Origin of the sequence: Flagellimonas aequoris, from assembly GCF_003584165.1 — a bacterium.
GTDB classification, from domain to species: Bacteria; Bacteroidota; Bacteroidia; order Flavobacteriales; family Flavobacteriaceae; genus Flagellimonas; species Flagellimonas aequoris.
The window spans coordinates 131,662-155,277 of sequence record NZ_QXFJ01000027.1; the positions used below are offsets into that span (position 1 = coordinate 131,662).

Sequence of the window (23,616 nt, forward strand, 5' to 3'; positions counted from 1 at the left end):
GAGGACGGCCGAAAGTAGGTGGTTCTTTGGGAATGGGAGGTCTTTTTAATTTTTAAGAACCACCTCGCTGTATTTGGAATTGATGCTGATGGATTTGCCATCCTTGTCATTGATGTGGTACCCTTTATACAAATTGGAACCATGACTTTTGGAAGATTGTAGTTTCAAGGCCTGGGGGTACTTAAACCCTGATCCTGATGTGGTTTCATTTACCGAAATCACAAAGGGGGTGGCCGGTAATTTGCAATCCAACTCCCCGTTTTCCACTGAAATATCCAAGGTATGGAATCCATCGGAAACCGAATTGATGCTCAGGTTGCCGAAATTGTTCGTGACCGATGCCTTACTCGTCAACCTGCCGATCACCACATTGGATGATACGGCATTCAACTTCAATTCCTTTACTTCTTTTAGACTTACATCATCGGAATAATCAGTTTTTAATTTTCCGTAATTCCATCGCTGCACCACCACCGGTGAATATGAGACCCTGATGTCCGTCTTGTCGCCATCAATGGTAGAGGCAAGCAAGCTTGCGTAGGACAAGCTTGCATTGATGTTCCTCGTATTGGCAGCCAGTTTTACCTCGCCGTGCCTGACGTTCAAGTTTAGTTTCAGGTATTTTGGCATTTTGATGATGATATGCTTTTTTACCTTATACTCTTTGTTCTTCCCATCGGATGAAAAGTAGAACACATTGGGAGAAACACGTACGGCCCTGGCTTCTTCCATCTGTTGCTTTCTCAATTCTTCCCTTTGGTTTCTGAGTTCTTCACGTTGTTCCTGCAACTCTTCTCGCATTTCTTGGCGCATTCTTTCACGATCGGCCCTAAGCTCCTCACGTTGCTTTTTCATTTCCTCCATTTGTTCCTCACGTTCCTTGGCCATTTCTTCCATCTCCTTGCTCCACTCCTCAAAGTGCTTCTTGTAATCCTCATCAAAGTTTTTGTCGAATTTCTTCTTCCACTCCTTCAAATACTTTTCCTTATCCTTTTTATAAGCATCATAATCAAACTCCATGTATGGCATCGGTGGCATGGGCGGCATGGAAGGCATCACCGATAATTCGGGAAGTACGGCAATCTCAGGGATTTCTGGAATATCGATATTCTCTATGATATGCGCCACGGAAGGAATATCCGGAATATCAATATCAATACTTCTATAACCAAAAGCATAGGGGCCGGCAGCTTCGGTGCTCACTTCAATTTCCTTGCTGTTGCCCATGATCTTTATCAGATCCTTATCCAAGTACGATTTGGCATCCTCATCGGGCACTCCATCCAATTCAATAGTTGCGGTAATTTCCACCTGGTCCTTGTCCCAGGTCACAAACTCAATATCAGCATAACTGGTATTGATGTTGAGTTCCGTGTCCTTGTCCACATTATAGGTTTCCTTGTAAGTCTTCGATTTCTCCTGTGCATGGCAGGTAAACCCTGCCAGCACAGCGAGCAAACCACTAAACAATATTAGACGATTCCTGTTCATTTTTTGATGATTTTAATTGATTCAACTTGGTTTTCAACTTTTGTAGCAACTGCAGCCTAAGCTGTAGATTTTTGATGAGGGCCTCTATAGTCTGGTCGTTAGGTCCCAGTTCGTTCAGCTCGGCATTCAATCTGTGGTACTCGGCATTCAGCTCCGCCAAACGGTCCATATAGCTGTCCATGAGTTCCTTATTGTTTGGATCCATTTCCAGATCGGAAAGCTGCAGGTTGATGTTGGTCGTATAGTAGGTTTCTATTTTTTTGAGGTCCGGGGAAAGATCACCCAAGGATATGTTCTGTGCTTCACCGCTTGGGTTTTCCCGATCCACTACGGTGATATTCCCGTCAGGGTCGATTTTATTGTCAGATCCCACAAAAAAATATATCGATAATCCTAATACCACCACTACCGATGCCGCAATCTGCAGCCACCATGTATATACCTTTTTCTTCGGTGGTTCGGTAGGCATATCCTCTTCCAATTTGGAAAGGAACCGGACCTCATGCCCCTCTTTTAAGCTATAGTGCTTTTGCTCCCTTTCCTTTTCAAACAAATCCCTTAGATCATGTGCCATAAGCCAAATCCTTTAATTTTTCCTTCAACTGTGCCTTGCCCCGTAACAACCTTGTTCTTGAGGCGGTTTCCGAGATGTTCAAGATTTCTGAAATCTCGCTGTGGTCATATCCTTCCACTAAGAACAATTGCACCACGTATTTATATTTCTGGGGCAGTTCTTCAATGGCCACCTTAACCTGTTCCAAAGAAATCCCCTCTTCAACTGTCCAGCCATCTTCATCCGTGACATGGAGGTAATTTTCATTGAGCTCCACGGTCTGTTGATGTTTTGCCTTCAAAAAATCGATGCTCCCGTTCACTACTATCCTTTTTAACCAAGCCCCGAAGGTTACCTCTCCTTTAAACTGATGGATACGTTGGAAAGCCTTGATGAACGATTCCTGTAGCACGTCCTCTGCATCATCCGTATTTTTAAGGAACCGCATGGCCACACCGAACATACCATCGCAATACTGACGGTACAGTTTAAGCTGTGCCTGACGATCGTTCGCTTTACACCGCTCCACTAGCTCAATATGGAACACGCTCGGTTCTATGTTTGGTTTTTTAGTTGTTCATCATAAGGACGATACAAAAATGGCCTCGTTGCAAATTAGTGCGATTTTGAGTCATTTTTAACAAAAAAATCCCGAAGAGTTCGCTCAACGGGATTCTTTATCAAGTACTTATAAGACTTATTCGTCCAGTAATAAATTGAGATGTACCGTAATATTGTCACGTGTAGCTTTGCTGTAAGGACAGATTTCATGGGCCGCATTGATCAAATCTTCCCCTGTTTCCTGATCTACCGTGGGCAAATAGGCATCCAAAGTGGCCTCTAGGTAAAAACCTTCTTCTTCCTTATTGAATTCTATGGTAGCCGTAACGTTAAAATCCCCTAGATCATCAATTCCCTGCTCCTTGGCAACGGCCTGCAAAGCTCCCGCAAAGCAAGTGGAATAGGCCGCCGCGAACAGTTCTTCGGGATTGGTGGATTTTGGGTCTGGCTTGCCCTTGGAGTTCGGCATTGTAATATCGAAGTCCAATACGCCATCTTCACTTTCTACATGTCCGGACCTGCCTCCTGTGTTGGTCGCCTTCGCTTCAAAAATAGTTTTCATTCGTTTCTTTTTAAGGGTTGATAAAAACCGATAGTATAAAACACATCGGTCATTAATCTGAAAAGTTACCAAATTGAAACTGGAAGTACCCTTAAACAGTTATTAAATTTATGTGAAATGGATATCGGCATCCATCGTTCGTCTTCTTCCCATTCCCGGTAACAAACAAAAACTTTATACCTTCGTGATAAATCCTAAGGGACATACTCTTGACAAACGATAAGAACACACCAACAAATACCATTTCAAAAATAAAGGCACTCCGTAAACAGGAAGTATCCGTGAAGGAGTTGACCGAAGGTATTTTCAATGGCAATAAAACCCAGTTGGCCAAGGCCATCACATTGTTGGAAAGCACCCATCCTTCCCATTATGAAAAGGCCAATGCAGTGATTGAAAAATGTCTGGCCAAGCCCAATGCAAGCATCAGAATAGGAATAACCGGAGTCCCAGGTGTGGGCAAGAGCTCCTTTATAGAAACTTTTGGGACGTATTTGACCTCTTTGGGCAAAAAAGTGGCCGTTTTGGCCGTGGACCCCACCAGTTCATTGAGTAAAGGCAGTATTTTGGGAGATAAGACCCGAATGCAGGAACTGTCCAAAGATCCAAACGCCTTTATTCGCCCCTCCCCTTCGGGAACTTCATTGGGTGGTGTGGCCCGAAAAACAAGGGAGAGCATCATTTTATGTGAAGCTGCAGGCTATGATGTGATCTTGGTGGAAACGGTCGGGGTGGGCCAGAGTGAGATTGCCGTGCACAGTATGGTAGACTTTTTCCTTTTGCTGAAATTATCCGGTGCCGGGGATGAGCTACAGGGCATCAAAAGGGGAATTATGGAAATGGCCGATGCCATCGCCATCAATAAAGCGGATGGAAGCAATTTGGAAAAAGCGGAGCTTGCAGCTACCGAATTTTCCAGGGCCTTGCATCTATATCCACCGAAAGCAAACGGATGGATCCCCAAAGTATTGAAATGCTCCGCAACAGAAAATACCGGAATCAAGGAAATTTGGGAAGTGGTGGAAAACTTTGTGCAACAGAACAAGGAAAATGGTTTTTTTGATAAAAACAGGAAGACCCAGAACAAGAATTGGTTCCTACAGACCGTGGATGAACACATTAAACAGTTTTTTCATCAAAAGGAATCCTTTAAAAATGCACAACTGACCTTATTGAAAGATATTGATGACAACAAAATTTCCCCGTTTTATGCGGCCAAGCTCCTATTGGATCAGATAACCAAGGAACTTTAAATAAAAGCGATAAATTTGCACAGATTTTATACTGAATGAGCACCGTTACCGATTCCCTTTTATCCATAGTGGTTCCTTTGTACAACGAGGAGGACAACGTGGTCTTGTTAACCCAGAAAATCCATGAAAGTCTTCCGGGGTACAACTACCAGATCGTCTATATCGATGATTTTTCCACGGACAAAACCCGCCAAAGGGTCAAGGAAATGGATAACGACAAGGTCCATTTGATCGAGCTGAAAAAAAATTACGGCCAAAGTCTCGCCTTGGCGGCCGGTCTTGATTACGCCGAAGGGGAATACATCATCACCATGGACGGTGACCTTCAGAACGACCCATCCGACATTCCTCACATGTTGGAATACGCCGTTAGCGGTGAATATGATGTAGTCACAGGTATCCGACAAAAAAGAAAGGATTCCCTCGTCAAAAAAATACCATCCAAGATTGCCAATTTTATGGTGAGAAGGGTGACCAAACTGGACATTAAGGATAACGGCTGTGCCTTAAAAGTATTTACCAAGGACATTGCCAAAGGCTTGAACCTTTATGGCGAGATGCATCGATTTATCACGTTGTTGGCCTTTTTGGAAGGTGCCCAGATCAAACAGGTTCCGGTAAAACACCATGCGCGCCATGCCGGAGTTTCCAAATATGGTTTGGAGCGTGTTTTCAAGGTGGTAGCCGATATGATGTTGCTGCTCTTCATCCGAAAGTATTTCCAACGCCCCATCCACCTCTTTGGTATTTTGGGCGTATTGTTGGTCATATTGGGTGTTTTCATCAATATTTACCTGTTAATCGTAAAACTGGGTCTTGGGGAAGATATCGGAAGTAGGCCTTTGCTCATTTTCGGGATGATGTTCATTTTGGGAGGTATACAGTTGTTTACCATCGGTATTGTGATGGAACTCTTGATCCGCACGTATTACGAGTCCCAACAAAAACGACCATATCGCATTAAAAAAATCACGATAGGTGACGGAAAAGCTGCGTAAAAAGCTCATCACTGCCTTAAAACTTGTTGTAAGTGCAGCCCTGATCTACTTTATCTTCACGAAAATAGATCTGAAGGACGTTTTGGAGACCCTGAAGAAAAGCAATCCTTTCTTCTTTTTCTTGGCCTTGGTATTTTTTGTGCTTTCCAAAGCAATAGCCGCTTTTCGGTTGAATGCATACTTCCATCAAATTGGGGCCAAAGTTTCACATCGGAGTAATTTAAAGCTCTATTTGCTGGGCATGTTCTACAATCTGTTTTTACCTGGAGGAATTGGCGGTGATGCCTACAAGGGATATGTGGTGCAAAAAGCATTTCAACCTGGGACCAAAAAAGTGGTATCCAGTTTATTGTTAGATCGTTTGAGTGGCATGTTGCTGCTTTTTATATATGCTTGCTTTCTGGGAACCTTGTCCGAAAATCCATTTTTTGATGGTTTTGATTGGTTGTTGATATTACTGATTCCTTTGAGTTTGGTAGTATTTTGGTTTATGAACAAGCTGTTCTTTACCACAACACTCCTCGTTTTTTGGAAATCGTTCGGCTATTCTGCTCTAGTGCAATTGGCGCAGTTGGTCTGTGTGATTTTCATCTTGAAGGCGCTATCCATTTCCACGGATGCCATCGAATATCTTTTTGTTTTCTTGGTATCGTCCATCGTGTCGGTCATTCCATTGACCATTGGCGGCATTGGAAGTAGGGAAGTTACTTTTTTGTATGGGGCGGAATGGCTGGGTTTGGATGCCAGTACCTCCATCGGCATCAGCTTTACCTTCTTTCTGATTACGGCACTCACCTCCCTTTTTGGAATTCTATATCATTTCAAAAAACCGGAATTGGAATCGGTAGCCTAATTTAAATGCACCAAATGCATTTTATTGAGCTTTTCTTGGCGGGTATTCGGGTTCAGGAACTTGATCTGTAATCGGGTAATCCTAAACTGGTCCACCGTGATTTGATCATCCCACTGAATCCCTTGTTTGGAGAGTTGAGCCAATTCCTGATCGGTGGCATATACCCAAACATCCTTTTTGGATTTTAGTTCAGGGATGGAAACAATATTGACAGGGTCTTTGTCGTAAAAATCCAAGGCCCACGTGTGTTGTTCGGAAACTTTGTAGATCTTATCCACCGGAATATTTTGCTCCTTTACCTTTTCGGCCATGGTGGACCCGCCTTGGTATTCCAACAGTTTTGGATAGAAATGGGCATTCATCAATCCGTTCAACAATACAGAGCTGAATAGTGCCACAGCAATAATTTTAGCGGCAAAATCTTCCTTCTTCCAAATAAAATAGGCAGTCAATGCGAGAGCAACTATCAAAAAGACATACCCATACCAATGTTCCACTGGGAAAATATAAAAACTGACCAGTAAAACGAACACCACGACCAATCCCAATATAAAATATTGGAAGCCCAAAATCACTTTGGCCATTTTGGCTTTTTCCTTTTGAAAAAGGGTATAGAGAAATGCTGCGGAAAGAATGGCGTACAACGGCATTAAAATGTTCATGTAGTGTGGCAACTTGAACTGTGCAAAACTGATGACAAAAAACAGGATGGAAATACCGCCCAGTGTTAAAAACTCCAGATTGGGTCGGTAAGCGAATTTCACCTGCCAAAATGTTTTCAATTGGTTCCAATAGCCGATCAAGGCCAAAACGGTCCAAGGGAGGAATACCCACAAAAAAGTGTGGAAGAAAAAGAAGAAATCGCTACTGTTCTTCCCTACCCCTTCACCGCTCATGCGTTCAAAGCTCTGTTCCCAAAAAATAAAGAAGATTCCGCTGCGATGGTCCTTTCCGCGAATCACTTTTTCGGGATGTAGATCGAACTGATGGTAATAAGCATACAGCATAGGTGCAATGGTCAATCCGAATACCAAAACAGCCACCAACAGTTTCCAGTTGAGCAATCGGTACCATTTTCGGGTGTAGGCCAAATGGCACAATACGGAAATACCAATAACCACCAACGCAATCTGTCCTTTGGTGGAAAAGGCCATTCCCGCCCCAAATGCACCCAAGGCAATATTTTTCAGGGAATTCTTTTCAATATAGGCCACCAACTGCCAAATGGAAAATATGGTAAAGCCGGTGAGCACGGCATCCGTACGTACATCAATATTGGCCAGCACCATCGTCTGGGCTGTCATAAAGATCAAGGAGGCAAACCGGCCTACATCCTTGTTGTACAATAGTCTTCCAAGGCCATAACAGCTATAAGCACCCAACAAGGTGGACAGAATACCGGGAATTCGGTACGCCCAATCATGGATGCCAAAAATCTTATAGGAAAGGGCCGCCAACCAATAGTGCATATGTGGCTTGTCCAGATACTCCTCCGGGCCTTTGAAAAGGCTTAAAAAATCATGTTCCTGGACCATTCGCATGGCCATTACGGCAAATTGCGCGGAATCGTTCTCGAACAGGGTCACGAACATCCCGATGAGGTACACCAGCACAATGAGGGCAATAAAAAACCAATACCGGGTGGTGGAGATCATGTCCCTATTTTTTGGAATGCAAATATAGCCAACTTGGCAAACAACCATCCGAAGAGCGAACCGATGAAAGCACCCGTGATCACATCCAAGGGATAATGCACCCCGATGTAGATTCTGCTATACGCTACAACACAGGCCCAAAACAACAAAACCCAACTGATGTATTTCACCTTTTGATGGAACAACACGATAAAAAACACGGCAGGCCCGAAGGAATTGGCCGCATGGGCCGAAAAATATCCATACTGTCCTCCGCAGTAACTTTTTACCAAACGCATCACACTGCTCACTTCTGGGTCGTGGCATGGACGCAAGCGACCCACCCCATATTTAAAAAAATTGGCCAACTGATCCGTAGAGGTAATCAAAAGTGCAACAGAAACCAAAACGATGGCGGTGTTCTTCCAACCCAAATGTTTGTAGGTAAGGTAAAGCAACAGTAGATAAAGTGGAGCGGAATTCCGGGTGGTGGTCATGAACATCCAAAAACCGTCCCAAGTTTCCGTTCCCAAACCATTCAGGAATAGGAAGAGGTCTTTATCGTACTGTAGGATTTGTTCGAGCATTACGCGTCGTATCTTGCCACTTCACGATCGTAAAAAGCAGTAGCCGCCTCGATCAGACTTTCGGCTTCTTCCATCAAATCCGCTTCGTCCTCTTTGGAGAATTCCTCCATCCATTCCACTTCATCATTTTCCAAATTGATGATAAAACGCGGGTATTCGGTATGGACAATGAAAATGGCCTCGGGATAGTCTGTATTGTCGGCCAATAAAAATTTAGGTAGTTCCATGTGTTATCAATTTGGACCCAAACGGGTATTTTTATTCAGATATCAATTTTTGGGTCAAATACTTAAACCGAAGATACAACATTACGGCCGATGCAGTGAGCCCAAGAAGCAATCCAATCCAGATTCCAGTACTGGTCAAATCTGTGTATAGACCCAAATAAAAAGAAGCAGGAAAACCGATGAGCCAATAAGCGATGAAGGTTATCAACATGGGAACCTTTACATCCTGCAAACCACGGAGAGCCCCCAAGACCACCACTTGCAAACCATCTGAAATTTGAAAGAAAGCCGCCACCAACAACAATTTGGCTGCGATGATAATCACTTCTGTATTGTCCATTTGATTGGCAATATCGTCCACATCCAAGTAAATAGTGGGGAACCAATGCCTACCCACTAAAAAGAGTGTGGCAAAAACGATTTCCAAGATAAGTGTCAAGAAAAATATGGACTCGGCGATACGCTTCAATTCCTTGAAATTTTGGAGCCCTTTCTGGTTACCCACACGGATCATGGCCGCCACGCTGAGTCCCATACCCACCATAAAGGTCATGCTGCTCAGGTTCAAGGCAATTTGGTTAGCCGCTTGGGCGTTTTTACCCAGTACCCCACTCAACCAAATGGCAGCCGTAAATATGGCCACCTCAAAAAACATCTGCATGGACGATGGAAAACCCAGACTGATGATTTTATTGATCATCTTTTTTTCAATAATCTTGAAATTGAAATGGGTCACGTAGGGCCTGAATTTTTCCCGACGGTTCAATAAAAACCAAATAAACAATACCATGATGGCCCGTGAGGCCAACGTACCGATGGCCGCCCCAACCACGCCCAGTTTAGGAAACCCGAAGGAACCAAAAATGAACAGGTAGTTAAGGGTGATGTTCACCACATTCGCCAAAATGGTGGCATACATGGGGTATTTGGTTTGGGAAAGTCCTTCCGAAAATTGTTTGAACGCCTGAAACATGATCAAGGGCACTAGTGAAAAGGCTACAAGCTCCAAGTAAGGGACGGCCAGTTCCACCACTTCAGGTGGCTGTTCCATATGATGCAACAGAGGTTTGCAAAGCAAAATGATTCCGAAAAGAGAGAGCCCCAAAAGTGTACAAAGTACCAAGCCATGTTTTAGGGCATTCTTGCCCGCTGCCTGATTTCCTGCCCCATCCGCCTCTGCCACCAAGGGTGTTATGGCCGTGGAAAAACCAATACCCAGCGACATGGCAATGAACACAAAACTATTCCCCAAGGAAACAGCGGCCAACTCTGTAGGTCCCAATTGGCCCACCATGATATTATCGGCGAAAGCCACAAACGTATGCCCCAACATCCCCAAAATAACGGGATAGGACAACTTTAGGTTATAGGCGAATTCTTTGGTGTACTGCTGAAACAAAACGGATACGTATGAAAAGATGGCAAATATAGCTAGTTTGACAAAACAATGAAGTCAAACTGACATAAGCTAAAGGATAAATTATAGTGCATCACAGTCCTTTGGCCTCTTCCCAAAAAACATCCATTTCAGCCAAGGTCATGTCCTTAAGGCTCTTTCCTGAGGCTTTTGCTTTTTCTTCCAAATACTGGAAACGCTTGATGAATTTTTTATTGGTCCGTTCCAGCGCATTCTCTGGATTGACGTTTAAAAACCTGGCATAATTGACCATGGAAAACAACACATCCCCAAACTCGGACTCCATTTTATCGGCATCGTTGGCCTTCACTTCTTCCTGAAGCTCACCCAATTCCTCTTTCAATTTTTCAAAAACCTGTTCGGGATGTTCCCAATCGAAACCTACACCGGCCACCTTTTCTTGGATTCGGTTGGCCTTTACCAAGGCTGGTAAACTATTGGGCACGCCTTCGAGCACACTTTTTTTGCCTTCCTTCAGTTTGATGTTTTCCCAATTCTGTTTCACTTCCTCTTCATTTTCCACCTTCACATCACCATAAATATGGGGATGGCGGTTGATCAATTTCTCACAGATACCGTTGGCCACATCGGCAATATCAAAGTCTTGGGTCTCCGAACCGATCTTGGCATAAAAGACAATGTGAAGCAATAGATCACCCAATTCCTTTTTTACTTCCTCAAGATCGTTGTCCAGAATGGCATCCCCAAGTTCGTAGGTTTCTTCAATGGTCAGATGCCGAAGGGTTTGCATGGTCTGCTTTTTGTCCCAAGGGCATTGCTCCCGTAACTCGTCCATGATGTTCAACAGTCGTTCAAATGCCTTTAGCTGCTCTGATCTTGCGTTCATCTATAAAATTTTAGTCAAAAGTACAAATCCCATATTTTAGGACATGTTGGATTTTGGGCATTTTTGGGCAACTTTTCAACGCCTTTTAAAAAATTGATGCGAAAAGCAACGAGTAGTCAACGATCCATACCATAAATTGTATTTTTGGGAGAAACATTCCAATCCATGAGAAAGATCCTTTTAGCATTTTTACTGATTTCATCCATTGGATATTCCCAAACTTCCAAGCCTTTTGAAAGTGAAGTGAAGGACATTCAGATAAAAAATGACAGTCTGTGGGACTCCACCAAGCCGGCCATCGTGTTCACGGGTAGTTCCAGCATACGATTTTGGAACGATGTGCAAGAACGTTTCCCACAGCATCAAGTATTGAACACGGGGTTCGGAGGATCTCAATTTTCAGACCTGGAACTTTACCTGAACGAATTGATCTTGAACTACAATCCAGTAAAAGTGTTCATTTATGAAGGGGATAACGATATTTTCGCCAAGAAAAGCCCTCGAAAAATTCTGGGGACCGCAGAAGGAATTTTGGCGCAGTTACAACAAAAAAATCCAACTATGGAAATTGTGCTCATCTCGGCAAAGCCTAGCATTTCAAGATGGCACTATCGCGGAAAATACCGAAGGTTAAACCGAAAACTGAGCAAATTGGCCAGTGAACTGCAAAGAGTTGATTTTGTGGATGTTTGGTATCCCATGTTGGACAAGAGAAAGGTAAAACAGGACATCTTTGTGGAAGATGGATTGCATATGAACAAAAAAGGGTATGACATCTGGTATGAGACCCTTAAAGATTACATAGACTAAAAACTGAACAAACGTGATTAAAAAAACCCTTTTGCTGTTCACCGCAGTACTCTGCATGGCAGCATGCCAAACCGAAAAAAAGGAAATCAACTTCCCAAAAACCGACTTGGCCAGCGCCCCTTTGATCCCAAAACCAGTCAAGACCATTGCCACGCATACAGCTTTTGGGTTGGATAGTAGCACGGTAATCTACACCACGACCACAGATCCACAATTTGAAAAAGTGGGCAAGTTTCTTTCTGAAAAAATAAAGGGAAAAACAGGATTGGATCTTATGGTGAACGCTTCCCCCGATGGTGGAACCGGGCGACTGATCTACATCAACCAATCCGATAGTACAGCTCTGGAAACACCGGAATCCTATCAACTCTACATTAAAAAAGACTCCATTTTGTTGAATGCCAAAACAGCGGCAGGAGCTTTTCGGGGTATCCAGACCTTGAGACAACTCATTCCCGAAAAAAGCAACGACACCCTAACGGACCATCCTTTATGGGTAATTCCGTCGGGAAAGATCATGGACTCGCCCAAATATGGACATCGTGGTGCCATGCTGGATGTAGCGAGACATTTCTTCACTTTGGACGAAGTAAAAAAATATATGGATGCCCTAGCTTATTACAAGTTCAACATCCTGCACCTGCATCTTTCCGATGACCAGGGATGGCGAATCGAAATCAAATCCTGGCCCAAACTGACCGAGGTAGGTGGTGCTACCGAAGTAGGTGGTGGCGAGGGTGGTTTTTACACCCAGGAAGAATACAAGGAATTGGTACAATATGCGGCGGACAGGCATATCACCATTATCCCTGAAATCGATATGCCCGGACATACCAATGCGGCATCGTTCAGCTATCCTTTCTTGAACGGGAATGGTAAAAAATTGGAGGCCTACACCGGAACCCACGTAGGTTTTAGCACTTTTGATGCCCAAAAGGATACGGTTTATGCCTTTTTGGATGATGTGATTGGTGAGATTGCGGCAATCACCCCTGGTCCCTACTTCCATATTGGAGGGGACGAAAGCCATTCCACCAAAAAAAGTGACTACATCCATTTTGTGGAAAAGGTGGAGAAAATTGTCCAAAAACATGGCAAGACCATGATTGGTTGGAATGAAATCGCACAGGCTAAAATTGCCCCAACATCCATTGCCCAGCTTTGGAACGAACCCCACAATGCCATAAGGGCAGCGGAAAACGGGTCTAAAATTATTCTGTCACCTGCCGTAAAGGTCTATTTGGATATGCAATACGACTCCCTTACCAAATTGGGATTACACTGGGCGGCATACATTCCTGTGGATGAAAGTTACAATTGGAATCCCGAAACCTATGTGGAAGGACTTCCGAAAGAAAGTATTTTAGGTGTGGAGGCCCCATTATGGTCAGAAACCATCAGCAACAGTGCAGAGCTGGAATACTTAGCTTTTCCCCGCATTATAGGAGTTGCCGAGTTGGGATGGTCCTCCAGTGAAAACCTAAATTGGGATGACTACAAAGTACGTTTGGCCCAACAGGTGCCCTATCTAAAAGAAATGAACATCAATTTCTACCCCACCAAATTGGTGGATTGGGAAAAGGAATGATTATTCCTCCTCCTTGGAGGCCTCTACAGCAGTAGGTTCCTCACCATCCTTCTCTTCAACAAAGTCAGTAATGTTGTTGTCTAGAAGGATGTTGTACCACTGTACGATTTTTTTGATGTCACTCGCATAGACCCTGTCTTCATCATAGTTGGGAAGGATTTCGAAGAAGTATTCCTCCAACTCGATTTTATCGGCCTTGTGACTGATGGATGTTTTCTTGCCACCTTCCTTTTCCTTTATCTTTTGGAACACTTCCCTTAAGGGAACTTCTTCTTCCAAAGTATAGATGGCAATTTCTGAAAGTACACTTACATTGCTGCGGATGCCAACGGTAACACGCTTGCCATCCAACAGGGATTCACCAACAAAACCACTTCTTGTTTGGGTGAGTAATTTGTAAAGTCCAGGTTTTCCACCTATAGATAAAATCTTGTCCAATGCCATGTAGTATTATTTATTGCGGGCAAAAATATGTTTTTATCGCAAACTGCGATTTTTTTAACGTCCTTTTTTGATGTTGGGAAACTTCATTTTGTATTCCACATCAATCTTTCCTTTGGAAATTTTATCGAGGCGGCTTTTCAACAAGCGTTTTTTAAGGGATGAAAGTTTATCCGTAAAAAGTATGCCTTCAATATGATCATACTCGTGTTGGATCACCCGTGCCAAAAGCCCATCATAGGTTTCGGTATGAGAAACAAAGTTTTCATCCATATACTGAATGGTGATCTCTGGTTTACGTTTAACGTCCTCACGGATATCGGGAATGCTCAGACACCCTTCGTTAAAATCCCATTCCTTGCCATTTTCGGCTTCGATTTTGGCATTGATGAACACTTTTTTGAAACCTTTGAGCTGTTCCTGTTCTTCTTTGTCCAATTCCTCATCATCCCCGAACGGAGCGGTATCCACTACGAATAAGCGTATGGGCAAGCCCACTTGTGGGGCGGCCAGACCTACCCCATGGGCATTGTACATGGTCTCCCACATGTTCGTGATCAATTCTTCAAGTTTTGGATATTCCTGTGTGATATCCTTTGCCACTTTACGTAGAACGGGGTCACCGTATGCCACAATGGGTAAAATCATAAACTAAAATCTGTTAAGGTATGCCTGCAATATAAGCGTGGCACTAATTTCATCAACCAAGGCCTTGTCCCTGCGTTTTTTCTTTTTCACCCCACTGTCCAACATGGACTGGAACGCCATTTTAGAGGTAAACCGCTCATCTTGTCGTTCCACTGGAATGGCGGGAAACACGGCCATCAACTTCTTCAAAAATCCTTGGATAAGCTCTTCTGACTCCGACGGGGAATTATCCATCTGTTTGGGTTGTCCGACCACAAAACGTTCCACTGTCTCTTCCTTGAGATACTTCTCCAGAAACGGGATCAGTTCCTTGGTCTCAACGGTAGTAAGTCCGGAGGCAATCAATTGCAGTTCATCGGTCACCGCAATTCCCGTCCTAATCTTACCATAATCCAAAGCCAAAATTCTCGCCAAGACAATTTTTTGGCAAAAATAACCCTAAAAATGTTATGCCCTTAAAAATGACGGGCATTATTCTGGGGAGGGCCGTATCTTTGCGAAAATTTTAAGAAAAATGACCAATTTAAGGACGCTTATTGAAGAAGCATGGGACAATAGAGCATTATTGGAAGACGAAAGGACCCAAGTGGCCATACGGGAGGTGATCGACCTTATCGATATGGGAGAATTGCGCTGTGCAGAACCCACCAAGGATGGATGGCAGATCAACGAATGGGTAAAAAAGGCCGTGGTACTTTATTTCCCCATCCAGAAAATGGAGGTCCTGGAAGCTGGCATTTTTGAATATCACGACAAGATTCCGCTCAAAAGGGGCTATCAGCAAAAAGGGGTTCGTGTGGTACCTCATGCGGTGGCCAGACATGGCGCATATATTTCCAGAGGAACCATTTTAATGCCCAGTTATGTGAACATTGGTGCTTATGTGGATGAAGGCACCATGGTGGATACCTGGGCCACCGTCGGTAGCTGTGCCCAGATAGGCAAGAACGTCCATTTGAGTGGCGGTGTTGGTATCGGTGGAGTGTTGGAACCCTTACAAGCTGCTCCGGTAATCATTGAGGACAATGCCTTTATTGGATCACGCTGTATCGTTGTTGAAGGGGTAAGAGTTGAAAAGGAAGCCGTTTTGGGGGCCAACGTAGTGTTGACGGCTTCTACCAAAATTATTGATGTAACCGGTGATGAACCCATTGAACTAAAAGGTAGGGTGCCCGCACGTTCAGTTGTAATTCCAGGAAGTTATACCAAAAAATTCCCTGCAGGGGAGTTTCAAGTTCCCTGTGCCTTGATCATTGGGAAAAGAAAAGAAAGTACCGACAAGAAAACATCATTGAACAATGCGTTAAGGGAGCATGATGTAGCAGTATAATCCCATTGTATACAACTCTGAAAAGAGTATTCAATAATAATTATGGAATAGGGTTGTTTTTTTCTGAAATGAGAAGCAACCCTATTTCTTTTTTGGCCTCTACAAGAAAAATGATTGTCCCAAAATTTAGATTTTAACAAAAAATCGGTAGGGAAAATGAAGACCTGATTGTTGTAAGAAAAATAAAGCAAGAAACAATTTTTGAGCTTTTTTTTTGTTATAGATTTGTAAATACCAAAACACTACACCAATAAATATGGCTGGATTGAGCACCCCAAAGCAAAAATTATCAGCGCTGATCATCACCTACAATGAAATGGGTTACATTGAAAGATGTATCGATTCCGTTTCCTTTGCAGATGAAATCATTGTGGTAGATTCTTTTAGTACTGACGGCACCTTTGAATATTTGACCGACCATCCCAAAGTGAAAGTGATACAAAATCCTTTCGAGAATTTTACATCACAAAAATCCTTCACCCTGAAACAGGCGACAAATGATTGGGTCTTGTTTTTGGATGCCGATGAAGTGGTAACCAAATCCCTTCAAAAAGAAATCATCGCTACCATAAACAATCCTGAAGCCGATGAAGCCTATTGGTTCTACAGAAAATTCATGTTCCAAAACCAACCTCTTAATTTTAGCGGTTGGCAGACCGATAAAAATCATAGACTTTTCAGAAAAAGCAAAGCATGTTTTACCGACAGAAAAATCGTCCATGAAACGTTGGAAGTAGATGGAAAATCAGGAATCTTAAAAGAAAAACTGATCCATTACTGCTACAAGGATTACGAGGATTATAAAGGTAAGATGCTTAAATATGGCTGTCTTAAGGCCAAGGAGGACTTTTACAAGGAAAAGCACTTCAACTACCTCTTGATGATGATCAAGCCTGCGTGGAAATTTTTTAACCATTATGTCATCCGATTTGGATTTCTGGATGGAAAGCGTGGAATTACCATCTGTTACCTGAATGCCCTAGGAGTTTTGGAAAGGTTCAAGGAGCGTAAAAGATTGGAAAAAAAGAATGAGCTTGCCTATTATTTGGTAATGCCATAGTGGGTCCACACCACCTTTTGTGACTTGGTTTCCTTTCTAATGGACTGATTTTTGGCAATGGATTCCGGGGTTTTGTAACCTCGCTTATGGTCCAAATGCACGCAAACCGCACTGTAGCGCAACTGTTTGGATTTGATCCCGAAATTAAACAATCGTTCCCCTAATTCCCGGTCCTGACCGCCATACTGCATACGTTCGTCAAAACCGTTCACATTCAGGATGTCCTTTTTCCAACCCGATGAGTTGTGCCCGTTCCAACTGGCATTGGTCGGGGTGAACGTATTCAAAAACTTGGAAACAAAACCTTTGGCTGTGAGTTTGTTATTCTTAAAAGTCTTGGGAATCCCCATTTCCTTGAGCCATTGAATGTTGAAACAATTCTGTTTCTCTATATCTTCCAAAGTGATCAACTTGGAAATGTTCATGGGCAACATATAATATCCCCCTGAAATAAAATAACCCGGTTCTTTGTTGATGTAATGCACCTCCACAAAATCCTCCCTGGGAATACAATCCCCATCGGTCATGATGATGTATTCCGCATTGCAGGCTTCCACTGCCTTGTTCAAGATCCTTGATTTTTGAAAACCATCGTCCTCTTGCCAAACATGGATAATCGGATAAAAAACCTGTTCGGAGAGCTCATCCAACAATGCTTTGGTCTTGGGACCCGAGCCATCATCGGCGACCACTACCTCAAAATCCTTGAAAATTTGGCAATTGAAACCCCACAACACTTTCCTCAACCACTCCTCCGCGTTGTATGTGCTCACTATTACTGAAATTTTTGGTGCTTCTTGTTCCATCGGGTTCATTCTGGCAAAAATAACAAAGTCTGTAATTTATGGAATAACTTTGCATAAAAGTATCTAAGACAAAAGTATTGTTAAACTGGGTTTTTAGCTGAAATAGACCACATGACCGAAGAAATCAACAACTGCATCAAAATTTTAAAAGAAGGTGGACTTATCCTTTATCCTACCGACACCGTTTGGGGAATCGGTTGTGATGCCACCAATCCCGAAGCGGTTAAAAAAGTGTATCAACTCAAAAAAAGGGAAGACAGCAAGGCGCTCATTTGTTTGGTGGCCCATCAGGCCATGTTGGAACGCCATGTTCGGGAAGTTCCAGAAGTAGCTTATGATATCATGGATTTGGCCACCAAACCCACCACCATTGTTTTTGATGAACCCAAGGGAATTGCCGAAAATCTTGTGGCCGAAGACAATACCTTGGCCATTCGGGTGGCCTCGGATAAATTTTGCCAATACCTCATCAACAAATTCAAAAAACCTATTGTTTCCACCTCCGCCAACATTTCAGGGGAACCCACACCAAAACAATTCAAGGATATAGCCCCGGAAATTTTAAAAGGAGTGGACTATGTGGTAAATTTGCCGGACGTAAATAAAAATGCCATACCCTCTTCCATCATCAAATTGAGTAATGACGGTCAGGTAAAGGTAATCCGTGAGTAAATGACGAAGGAGTTGCATACAGAAGCCCTACAACATCCCATTTTTAAGCTGATCGGTGAAGCCTCCGAAGAACTGGGGGTTGATTCCTATGTGATCGGTGGATTTGTAAGGGATTATCTTTTAAAAAGGGGCACTCCAAAAGACATCGACATTGTGGCCATTGGCAGCGGTATTCAACTGGCCAAAAAAGTAGCTTCCAAACTTAAGGGGAAACCTGAGATTTCCGTGTTCAAGAATTTTGGGACGGCCATGATCAAACACAATGACTTGGAATTGGAGTTCGTCGGTGCCCGAAAAGAGAGTTACCACCATGATAGCAGAAAACCTGTTGTGGAAGACGGAACTTTGCAAGACGACCAAAACCGACGTGACTTTACCATTAACGCCTTGGCGTTGGCATTGAACAAGGACAGTTTTGGAACCCTGTTGGACCCTTTCAATGGATTGTCCGATCTGGACCAAAAAATCCTACGTACCCCTTTGGAACCCGGAATCACCTATTCCGACGATCCCTTGCGCATGATGCGCGCCATCCGGTTTGCCACGCAACTGCACTTTACCATAGAACTGAAATCGCTCCAAGCCATTTCGGAGAACAAGGAGCGTATCCAGATTGTATCCAACGAACGTATCGTGGACGAGTTGAACAAAATTTTGATGAGTCCCAAGCCATCCATTGGCTTTAAGCTGATGCACCAAACGGGGTTGCTTCCCTTAATCCTTCCTGAATTGACAGCGCTGCAGGGCATTGAGGAAGTGGAAGGACAACGGCACAAGGACAATTTTTGGCACACGCTGGAAGTGGTGGACAATATCTCAGAAACCACGGATAACCTTTGGTTGCGATGGGCCGCCCTACTCCACGATATTGGCAAGGCACCCACCAAAAAATTCCATGATAAAATTGGATGGACGTTCCATGGCCACGAATTCGTGGGTTCTAAAATGGTGTACAAGCTGTTCAAAAGGCTCCGGATGCCCTTGAACGAAAAAATGAAGTTCGTTCAAAAAATGGTGTTGATGAGCTCCAGGCCCATCATCCTATCCGAAGACCATGTAACAGATTCCGCGGTACGGCGATTGGTCTTTGATGCAGGGGATTTTGTGGACGACCTCATGACTTTGTGTGAAGCCGACATCACCACAAAAAATCCAAAGAAACAGAAAAGGTACAAGAACAATTTTCAGATTGTTCGTCAAAAAATAGTGGAGGTCGAAGAAAGGGACCACGTCCGAAACTTTCAACCCCCGGTCTCCGGAGAAGAGATCATGGAAACCTTCAACCTAAAACCTAGCAAGGAAATAGGCATCATCAAGGATGCCATCAAAGAGGCTATTCTAGAGGGCGAGATTCCGAACGAATACGAAGCCGCTTATCAATTTATGTTGGAAAAAGGCAAATCAATGAACCTAAAAGTCCACTCCAAATGAAAAAGAACAAATATGTGGTGTATTGGTTGTTAACGGGTTGTGCGCTCATCTTTGTGATGGTTTTGGTCGGGGGAATTACCCGCCTTACCCATTCCGGACTATCCATTTCCGACTACAAGTTGATACAGGGCACCCTTCCCCCCATGAATGACCAAGAATGGCAGGAAGCCTTTGAATTGTACCAACAATACCCGGAATACCAAAAACTGAACAGTCATTTTGGCCTTGAGGATTTTAAGGACATCTATTTTTGGGAATGGCTGCATCGGTTCATTGGAAGACTTATTGGCATGGTGTTCATCATACCTTTCCTGTTCTTTTTGATCACTAAACGATTGGACAGGCCCACCATTAAAAAAGCAGTGATCCTTTTGATCATGGGTGGTTTCCAAGGATTTTTGGGGTGGTATATGGTCAAAAGCGGATTGGTGGATCGGCCAGACGTGTCCCATTTCAGATTGGCCGCCCACTTGACAACGGCCTTCCTTACCTTTGCCTATAGCCTTTGGGTTGCCCTAGATCTAATCTATCCGGATAAAAAAGAAGTCAACACAAAGATTAGGAACCTTATCCGGTTCGCTTTGGTCGTCCTGCTCCTGCAGATCATTTGGGGCGCTTTTGTGGCGGGATTGGATGCGGGATTCATCCACAACCACTGGCCATTGATGAGCGAAGGAAAATTGATACACGAAACGGTTTATATTGAGCAACAACCTGTGATCAAGAACTTTTTTGAAGGTAAAAGCGGTGTACAGTTTGTTCACCGTTATCTTGCCTATGTAGTGGTGGCATTTATTTTGGCGATATGGTTCAAAACTCGAAAAATAGAGCGTACTCCGCTGCAGGAAAAAGGTCTGAAAGTGCTTTTGGCCATGGTTTTTGTACAATTTTTGTTGGGTGTATTCACCTTGATCTATGCCGTTCCTCTCTGGTTGGGAATCGCGCACCAAATCGGGGCATTTTTTCTTTTGGCCACCATGACGTTTACCTTGCACCGGTTCACCAAATAAGGTCTATTTATTGTAACTTTGTGCCCACTTTAAAAATTTTTGGATGATTTATAAAATCAGGATAATACTTGATGCTGAGGAAGATATCTTCAGGGATATCGAGATTGAGGACAACAATACTTTGGAAGAATTCCACAATGCCATTACCCAAGCCTTTGGTTTTGAAGGCAGTGAAATGGCTTCTTTTTATACTTGCGACGAAGAATGGAACCAAGATGAGGAAATCGCCCTTTTTGACATGAGCGACAGCGATTCTGATGTTCGGTTGATGAACGAGACCAGTTTGGATGATGTACTAACCGAACAGACCCCGAAAATGATCTATGTGTACGATTTTTTCAGCATGTGGACCTTTTTTGTGGAATTGGCCGATATTGCAGAAAAAGAGGATGGACGCGTTTACCCGAGTCTGCTGTTCAGTTTTGGGGAACTTCCCGATGCCCCGCCAGAGAAAAATTTTGAAGCCGAGGAAGGTGATTTAGAAGATGACTTTGATGATGATGATGATTTCCTCGACAGCTATGATGATATGGATTTTGATGAAAATTGGAATTGAATCGAACTTGACCTTCCACCCCAAACCCTTCACCCTTTTACTATAAACCTTTCACCCTAAACCCTTTACCTAAAAAATGCTAAACCTATATAACGCCCAGATTGAAAGTCTTTCCCTCCACCGAGTAGGAAACAAAAGTAAGAACGAAGCCGCGTTCTTATCGTCGGAACCTTTTACCTTGAACGATGAGATGGCGGGTCTGTTGAAGGAATATTTCTTCCGCCCCTTTCGGGAAAAAGAGGAGAATTACTATAGGTTTTCCAATGACGTGGATGTGGAGTTCAACGATATGTTCACGGCTGTTTCAGGTATTTTTGAAAACCCGGCGAACGGGCACGAACTTTCAAAAAAGATTACCCAACACCTCTATGACCAATCCAATCACCCCCATATCAAAAGTGGTGAGGTTTACGTGGTGCATTTTTCGGATGTGGTAATCGACAACAAGAAAACCGATGCCGTGGGCATTTTTAAGAGTGAGTTGAAACACGATTTTCTTCAGTTCAAGGAAACGGAACAAAATCTGGAAATCTTAATCAAACAAGGTATCAATGTCAACAAACTGGATAAGGGATGTATTGTCTTCAATGTGGAAAAAGAGGAAGGGTACAAAGTGTTGTCAGTGGATAGCAACCGGTATGATGCCAAATATTGGTTGGAAAACTTTTTGGGCCTGATCCCTTTGACCGATGAGAACTTTTACACCAAAAACTACCTGAAATTCTGCCAGAACTTTGCCAAGGATGTGGTTTTACCTGCCGAGGACAAACAACAGGAAGTTTTGTTCATGAATCGCGCAGTGAACCATTTTGCCAAAAACGATGCCTTTGAGGAAACCGCCTTTTTGAACGAGGTGATGGAAAACCCGGAATTGATTCCCGAGTTCAAACATTACAAAGTGGAAAAAGGACCCAAATACAGCATTGAGGACGTTTCCAACTTCGACATTGCCAACAAAGCAGTGAGCGATGCCCGAAGAAAGATCAAGAATGTGATCAATCTGGATACTAACATCCAAATTAAATTGGACTTTATCAACCCGGAATCTGCAGAGAAATTTGTGGAAAAAGGATGGGATGAGGAACGCCAGATGTACTATTACTTGGTCTACTTCAACAAGGAGCAGAAAAGCTAGAACTTCTTCTCGATAATCTGTTTCATACTGACATCCTCATAATTCCTGCGGACAAAATCCAGGGCATGGGTCAATATTTCACCCATATTCTTACTGTCCCTAAAATTGATATCGCCCGTAAGTTCCTGTAATTGGGCTTTGAGCATTTCAATATTCTCCGGGGTAGAAATGGTATCCTTTCGGCAGGCATCCAAAAGTGCTGTGAGTCGATGTCCCCAACTCAAAATCCGTTTGGCAATGATGGAACGCTCCTCCACAATATACTGGTTTACCGAGTCCATCCGTAGTTTGTTCTGTACCATATCCACCATAATCTTGTTCTCCTTGAAAAATTGGGGGCGGTACACCTTCAACTTCCCTTCATAACACTGTTGGTCAAAATCGATGGCGCGTATCTTGTAGACCACACTGTCAAAATCGTGGGTGGGAACCATTACATAGTTGTAGGAGCGCATATCTCCCAAAAGTCGGATCATACAGCGCTCGTTGAACTTTACAAACTCCTTGGCAATCTGTGCTTTATCAAATTCTGAACACTCCGGCAAATTGTTCTTGATAAACAGATCCCCGGGAATACCCACAATGTGCTCTTCGATCAAAGTATTCTCATAGATCACAAAATTCAGGTTGTAGGGAGACAGCATGTGCTCCAACTCCAGCCCATACACCCTGGAAGCATCCGTCTTTTTTACATAGAGCAAGGTGTAGTTGTCGTTCAAGATGTTACGGATCTTGATCCGAAAGGGTTTGGAGTTCCCAAAGGTGCAATAATCCACATAATCCACGTTCAGGTATTGTAGAATGGAATCGCTACCATCCGAAACGAATATGGAATAGACGCGCTTCAATGCAAGATCAATTTCGTCCCTATCAAACTCCGCATAATAGACCCTCACCCAAAGGGTGTCCTCATCATTCGCATCATACACGGCCACGCTGCCAGAAAACCGGAGAAGATCATCATAATGGATGGGAATCTCGATCTTTCGGTTGTAATAATCCAAATATTCATCCAGTTCCTTGCTTATGGGATAGGCAGGTTTCTTTTTGGACATCAATTTTTCTTCGGACATTGTAAAGGGTTATTTTGTAACAAATTTCGATAAACATCGTCAAGTTAGTATAAACCATTCAAAAAACGTTAGC

At 43.3% G+C, this 23,616-nt stretch carries 26 protein-coding genes; 12 read left to right on the forward strand and 14 right to left on the reverse strand.

All coding sequences use genetic code 11. From position 1 onward, the window contains the following. Positions 1 to 45: 45 nt before the first annotated feature. The 4 genes from D2U88_RS11915 to D2U88_RS11930 all read right to left on the reverse strand — a co-directional run bounded on the left by D2U88_RS11915 (position 46) and on the right by D2U88_RS11930 (position 3,167). The gene (locus tag D2U88_RS11915; protein WP_147378582.1) at positions 46 to 1,491 is read right to left on the reverse strand and encodes a hypothetical protein; all 1,446 of its coding nucleotides are present in this window, start codon (positions 1,489 to 1,491) and stop codon (positions 46 to 48) included. Beyond that, a complete protein-coding gene (locus tag D2U88_RS11920) occupies positions 1,463 to 2,065 on the reverse strand; it encodes a hypothetical protein (RefSeq protein ID WP_119640790.1) in 603 nt (200 codons plus the stop codon). The genes D2U88_RS11915 and D2U88_RS11920 overlap by 29 nt, the downstream gene beginning before the upstream one ends. Next, positions 2,055 to 2,591 (reverse strand): RNA polymerase sigma factor, encoded by a 537-nt coding sequence (locus D2U88_RS11925; RefSeq protein ID WP_119640791.1) that lies wholly within the window; start codon positions 2,589 to 2,591, stop codon positions 2,055 to 2,057. The genes D2U88_RS11920 and D2U88_RS11925 overlap by 11 nt, the downstream gene beginning before the upstream one ends. A 150-nt stretch (positions 2,592 to 2,741) precedes the next feature. Continuing rightward, the gene (locus tag D2U88_RS11930; RefSeq protein ID WP_119640792.1) at positions 2,742 to 3,167 is read right to left on the reverse strand and encodes an organic hydroperoxide resistance protein; all 426 of its coding nucleotides are present in this window, start codon (positions 3,165 to 3,167) and stop codon (positions 2,742 to 2,744) included. A gap of 209 nt (positions 3,168 to 3,376) precedes the next feature. On the opposite strand from D2U88_RS11930, the gene meaB reads away from it, so the two are divergent. From meaB to D2U88_RS11945, 3 genes are read left to right on the forward strand one after another with little or no spacing between them, the layout of a single operon-like run. Continuing rightward, a complete protein-coding gene (gene meaB / locus D2U88_RS11935) occupies positions 3,377 to 4,420 on the forward strand; it encodes a methylmalonyl Co-A mutase-associated GTPase MeaB (RefSeq protein ID WP_119640793.1) in 1,044 nt (347 codons plus the stop codon). 35 nt (positions 4,421 to 4,455) lie between these two features. After that, complete coding sequence (locus D2U88_RS11940; protein ID WP_119640794.1) at positions 4,456 to 5,418, forward strand: glycosyltransferase family 2 protein; 963 nt, start codon at positions 4,456 to 4,458, stop codon at positions 5,416 to 5,418. After that, complete coding sequence (locus tag D2U88_RS11945) at positions 5,399 to 6,271, forward strand: lysylphosphatidylglycerol synthase transmembrane domain-containing protein (protein WP_119640795.1); 873 nt, start codon at positions 5,399 to 5,401, stop codon at positions 6,269 to 6,271. The genes D2U88_RS11940 and D2U88_RS11945 overlap by 20 nt, the downstream gene beginning before the upstream one ends. On the opposite strand, the gene D2U88_RS11950 is transcribed toward D2U88_RS11945, so the two are convergent. The 5 genes from D2U88_RS11950 to mazG form a co-directional block, all read right to left on the reverse strand. Then, positions 6,268 to 7,926, reverse strand: a complete 1,659-nt coding sequence (locus tag D2U88_RS11950; protein ID WP_119640796.1) for an ArnT family glycosyltransferase — start codon at positions 7,924 to 7,926, stop codon at positions 6,268 to 6,270. The two genes, D2U88_RS11945 and D2U88_RS11950, sit on opposite strands and share 4 nt — an antisense overlap. Beyond that, positions 7,923 to 8,492 carry a phosphatase PAP2 family protein gene (locus D2U88_RS11955; RefSeq protein WP_119640797.1) on the reverse strand — a complete coding sequence of 190 codons (570 nt, stop codon included), beginning with the start codon at positions 8,490 to 8,492 and terminating at the stop codon, positions 7,923 to 7,925. The genes D2U88_RS11950 and D2U88_RS11955 overlap by 4 nt, the downstream gene beginning before the upstream one ends. Beyond that, positions 8,492 to 8,719, reverse strand: a complete 228-nt coding sequence (locus D2U88_RS11960; protein ID WP_119640798.1) for a hypothetical protein — start codon at positions 8,717 to 8,719, stop codon at positions 8,492 to 8,494. The genes D2U88_RS11955 and D2U88_RS11960 overlap by 1 nt, the downstream gene beginning before the upstream one ends. A gap of 31 nt (positions 8,720 to 8,750) precedes the next feature. Further along, positions 8,751 to 10,118, reverse strand: coding sequence for an MATE family efflux transporter (locus D2U88_RS11965; RefSeq protein WP_119640799.1), 1,368 nt, complete (start codon positions 10,116 to 10,118; stop codon positions 8,751 to 8,753). Positions 10,119 to 10,209: 91 nt separating this feature from the next. Further along, a complete protein-coding gene (mazG, locus tag D2U88_RS11970) occupies positions 10,210 to 10,983 on the reverse strand; it encodes a nucleoside triphosphate pyrophosphohydrolase (RefSeq protein ID WP_119640800.1) in 774 nt (257 codons plus the stop codon). 165 nt (positions 10,984 to 11,148) lie between these two features. On the opposite strand from mazG, the gene D2U88_RS11975 reads away from it, so the two are divergent. Further along, complete coding sequence (locus D2U88_RS11975; protein ID WP_119640801.1) at positions 11,149 to 11,793, forward strand: GDSL-type esterase/lipase family protein; 645 nt, start codon at positions 11,149 to 11,151, stop codon at positions 11,791 to 11,793. 55 nt (positions 11,794 to 11,848) lie between these two features. Next, a complete protein-coding gene (locus D2U88_RS11980; protein ID WP_182859177.1) occupies positions 11,849 to 13,381 on the forward strand; it encodes a family 20 glycosylhydrolase in 1,533 nt (510 codons plus the stop codon). On the opposite strand, the gene D2U88_RS11985 is transcribed toward D2U88_RS11980, so the two are convergent. Genes D2U88_RS11985 through ruvX form a run of 3 tightly spaced genes read right to left on the reverse strand, consistent with a single transcriptional unit; the run spans position 13,382 to position 14,884 of the window. Beyond that, entirely contained in the window at positions 13,382 to 13,825 is a 444-nt protein-coding gene (locus tag D2U88_RS11985) for a DUF5606 family protein (protein ID WP_119640803.1), read from the reverse strand. It lies immediately after the preceding gene. 54 nt (positions 13,826 to 13,879) lie between these two features. Beyond that, positions 13,880 to 14,470, reverse strand: a complete 591-nt coding sequence (def, locus tag D2U88_RS11990; protein WP_119640804.1) for a peptide deformylase — start codon at positions 14,468 to 14,470, stop codon at positions 13,880 to 13,882. A 3-nt stretch (positions 14,471 to 14,473) separates the two neighbouring features. Then, positions 14,474 to 14,884: a Holliday junction resolvase RuvX gene (ruvX, locus tag D2U88_RS11995; RefSeq protein WP_119640805.1), complete on the reverse strand. Its 411-nt coding sequence runs from the start codon at positions 14,882 to 14,884 to the stop codon at positions 14,474 to 14,476. 100 nt (positions 14,885 to 14,984) lie between these two features. Here ruvX and D2U88_RS12000 point away from each other — a divergent pair, with 100 nt between their 5' ends. Together D2U88_RS12000 and D2U88_RS12005 are read left to right on the forward strand one after the other, a co-directional pair. Further along, the gene (locus tag D2U88_RS12000) at positions 14,985 to 15,800 is read left to right on the forward strand and encodes a 2,3,4,5-tetrahydropyridine-2,6-dicarboxylate N-succinyltransferase (RefSeq protein ID WP_119640806.1); all 816 of its coding nucleotides are present in this window, start codon (positions 14,985 to 14,987) and stop codon (positions 15,798 to 15,800) included. A gap of 256 nt (positions 15,801 to 16,056) precedes the next feature. Beyond that, positions 16,057 to 16,860, forward strand: coding sequence for a glycosyltransferase family 2 protein (locus D2U88_RS12005; RefSeq protein WP_119640807.1), 804 nt, complete (start codon positions 16,057 to 16,059; stop codon positions 16,858 to 16,860). Here D2U88_RS12005 and D2U88_RS12010 read toward each other — a convergent pair. Then, positions 16,842 to 17,675 (reverse strand): glycosyltransferase family 2 protein, encoded by an 834-nt coding sequence (locus tag D2U88_RS12010; protein WP_119640808.1) that lies wholly within the window; start codon positions 17,673 to 17,675, stop codon positions 16,842 to 16,844. The two genes, D2U88_RS12005 and D2U88_RS12010, sit on opposite strands and share 19 nt — an antisense overlap. A 102-nt stretch (positions 17,676 to 17,777) precedes the next feature. Here D2U88_RS12010 and D2U88_RS12015 point away from each other — a divergent pair, with 102 nt between their 5' ends. The 5 genes from D2U88_RS12015 (at position 17,778) to D2U88_RS12035 (ending at position 22,470) form a co-directional block, all read left to right on the forward strand. Next, entirely contained in the window at positions 17,778 to 18,338 is a 561-nt protein-coding gene (locus D2U88_RS12015) for an L-threonylcarbamoyladenylate synthase (RefSeq protein WP_119640809.1), read from the forward strand. Then, positions 18,339 to 19,769 carry a CCA tRNA nucleotidyltransferase gene (locus D2U88_RS12020; protein ID WP_119640810.1) on the forward strand — a complete coding sequence of 477 codons (1,431 nt, stop codon included), beginning with the start codon at positions 18,339 to 18,341 and terminating at the stop codon, positions 19,767 to 19,769. It begins immediately after the preceding gene. After that, the gene (locus tag D2U88_RS12025) at positions 19,766 to 20,779 is read left to right on the forward strand and encodes a COX15/CtaA family protein (RefSeq protein ID WP_119640811.1); all 1,014 of its coding nucleotides are present in this window, start codon (positions 19,766 to 19,768) and stop codon (positions 20,777 to 20,779) included. The genes D2U88_RS12020 and D2U88_RS12025 overlap by 4 nt, the downstream gene beginning before the upstream one ends. 43 nt (positions 20,780 to 20,822) lie before the next feature. After that, positions 20,823 to 21,335, forward strand: coding sequence for an IS1096 element passenger TnpR family protein (locus D2U88_RS12030; protein WP_119640812.1), 513 nt, complete (start codon positions 20,823 to 20,825; stop codon positions 21,333 to 21,335). A 76-nt stretch (positions 21,336 to 21,411) separates the two neighbouring features. Then, entirely contained in the window at positions 21,412 to 22,470 is a 1,059-nt protein-coding gene (locus tag D2U88_RS12035; protein ID WP_119640813.1) for a nucleoid-associated protein, read from the forward strand. Here the strand turns inward: D2U88_RS12035 and D2U88_RS12040 are convergent. Further along, entirely contained in the window at positions 22,467 to 23,543 is a 1,077-nt protein-coding gene (locus D2U88_RS12040; RefSeq protein ID WP_119640814.1) for a hypothetical protein, read from the reverse strand. The two genes, D2U88_RS12035 and D2U88_RS12040, sit on opposite strands and share 4 nt — an antisense overlap. Positions 23,544 to 23,616: the final 73 nt, after the last annotated feature.

Coding starts and splice junctions, on each gene's coding strand:
- D2U88_RS11955 (WP_119640797.1), bottom strand. CDS start 8,492: ATGCTCGAACAAATCCTACAGTACGATAAAGACCTCTTCCTATTCCTG.
- D2U88_RS12030 (WP_119640812.1), top strand. CDS start 20,823: ATGATTTATAAAATCAGGATAATACTTGATGCTGAGGAAGATATCTTC.
- D2U88_RS11920 (WP_119640790.1), bottom strand. CDS start 2,065: ATGGCACATGATCTAAGGGATTTGTTTGAAAAGGAAAGGGAGCAAAAG.
- D2U88_RS11915 (WP_147378582.1), bottom strand. CDS start 1,491: ATGAACAGGAATCGTCTAATATTGTTTAGTGGTTTGCTCGCTGTGCTG.
- D2U88_RS12035 (WP_119640813.1), top strand. CDS start 21,412: ATGCTAAACCTATATAACGCCCAGATTGAAAGTCTTTCCCTCCACCGA.
- D2U88_RS11930 (WP_119640792.1), bottom strand. CDS start 3,167: ATGAAAACTATTTTTGAAGCGAAGGCGACCAACACAGGAGGCAGGTCC.
- mazG (WP_119640800.1), bottom strand. CDS start 10,983: ATGAACGCAAGATCAGAGCAGCTAAAGGCATTTGAACGACTGTTGAAC.
- D2U88_RS11985 (WP_119640803.1), bottom strand. CDS start 13,825: ATGGCATTGGACAAGATTTTATCTATAGGTGGAAAACCTGGACTTTAC.
- D2U88_RS11960 (WP_119640798.1), bottom strand. CDS start 8,719: ATGGAACTACCTAAATTTTTATTGGCCGACAATACAGACTATCCCGAG.
- D2U88_RS12040 (WP_119640814.1), bottom strand. CDS start 23,543: ATGTCCGAAGAAAAATTGATGTCCAAAAAGAAACCTGCCTATCCCATA.
- D2U88_RS12000 (WP_119640806.1), top strand. CDS start 14,985: ATGACCAATTTAAGGACGCTTATTGAAGAAGCATGGGACAATAGAGCA.
- D2U88_RS12005 (WP_119640807.1), top strand. CDS start 16,057: ATGGCTGGATTGAGCACCCCAAAGCAAAAATTATCAGCGCTGATCATC.
- D2U88_RS11975 (WP_119640801.1), top strand. CDS start 11,149: ATGAGAAAGATCCTTTTAGCATTTTTACTGATTTCATCCATTGGATAT.
- D2U88_RS12025 (WP_119640811.1), top strand. CDS start 19,766: ATGAAAAAGAACAAATATGTGGTGTATTGGTTGTTAACGGGTTGTGCG.
- D2U88_RS11940 (WP_119640794.1), top strand. CDS start 4,456: ATGAGCACCGTTACCGATTCCCTTTTATCCATAGTGGTTCCTTTGTAC.
- D2U88_RS11950 (WP_119640796.1), bottom strand. CDS start 7,926: ATGATCTCCACCACCCGGTATTGGTTTTTTATTGCCCTCATTGTGCTG.
- D2U88_RS12020 (WP_119640810.1), top strand. CDS start 18,339: ATGACGAAGGAGTTGCATACAGAAGCCCTACAACATCCCATTTTTAAG.
- D2U88_RS12010 (WP_119640808.1), bottom strand. CDS start 17,675: ATGAACCCGATGGAACAAGAAGCACCAAAAATTTCAGTAATAGTGAGC.
- def (WP_119640804.1), bottom strand. CDS start 14,470: ATGATTTTACCCATTGTGGCATACGGTGACCCCGTTCTACGTAAAGTG.
- D2U88_RS12015 (WP_119640809.1), top strand. CDS start 17,778: ATGACCGAAGAAATCAACAACTGCATCAAAATTTTAAAAGAAGGTGGA.
- D2U88_RS11980 (WP_182859177.1), top strand. CDS start 11,849: ATGGCAGCATGCCAAACCGAAAAAAAGGAAATCAACTTCCCAAAAACC.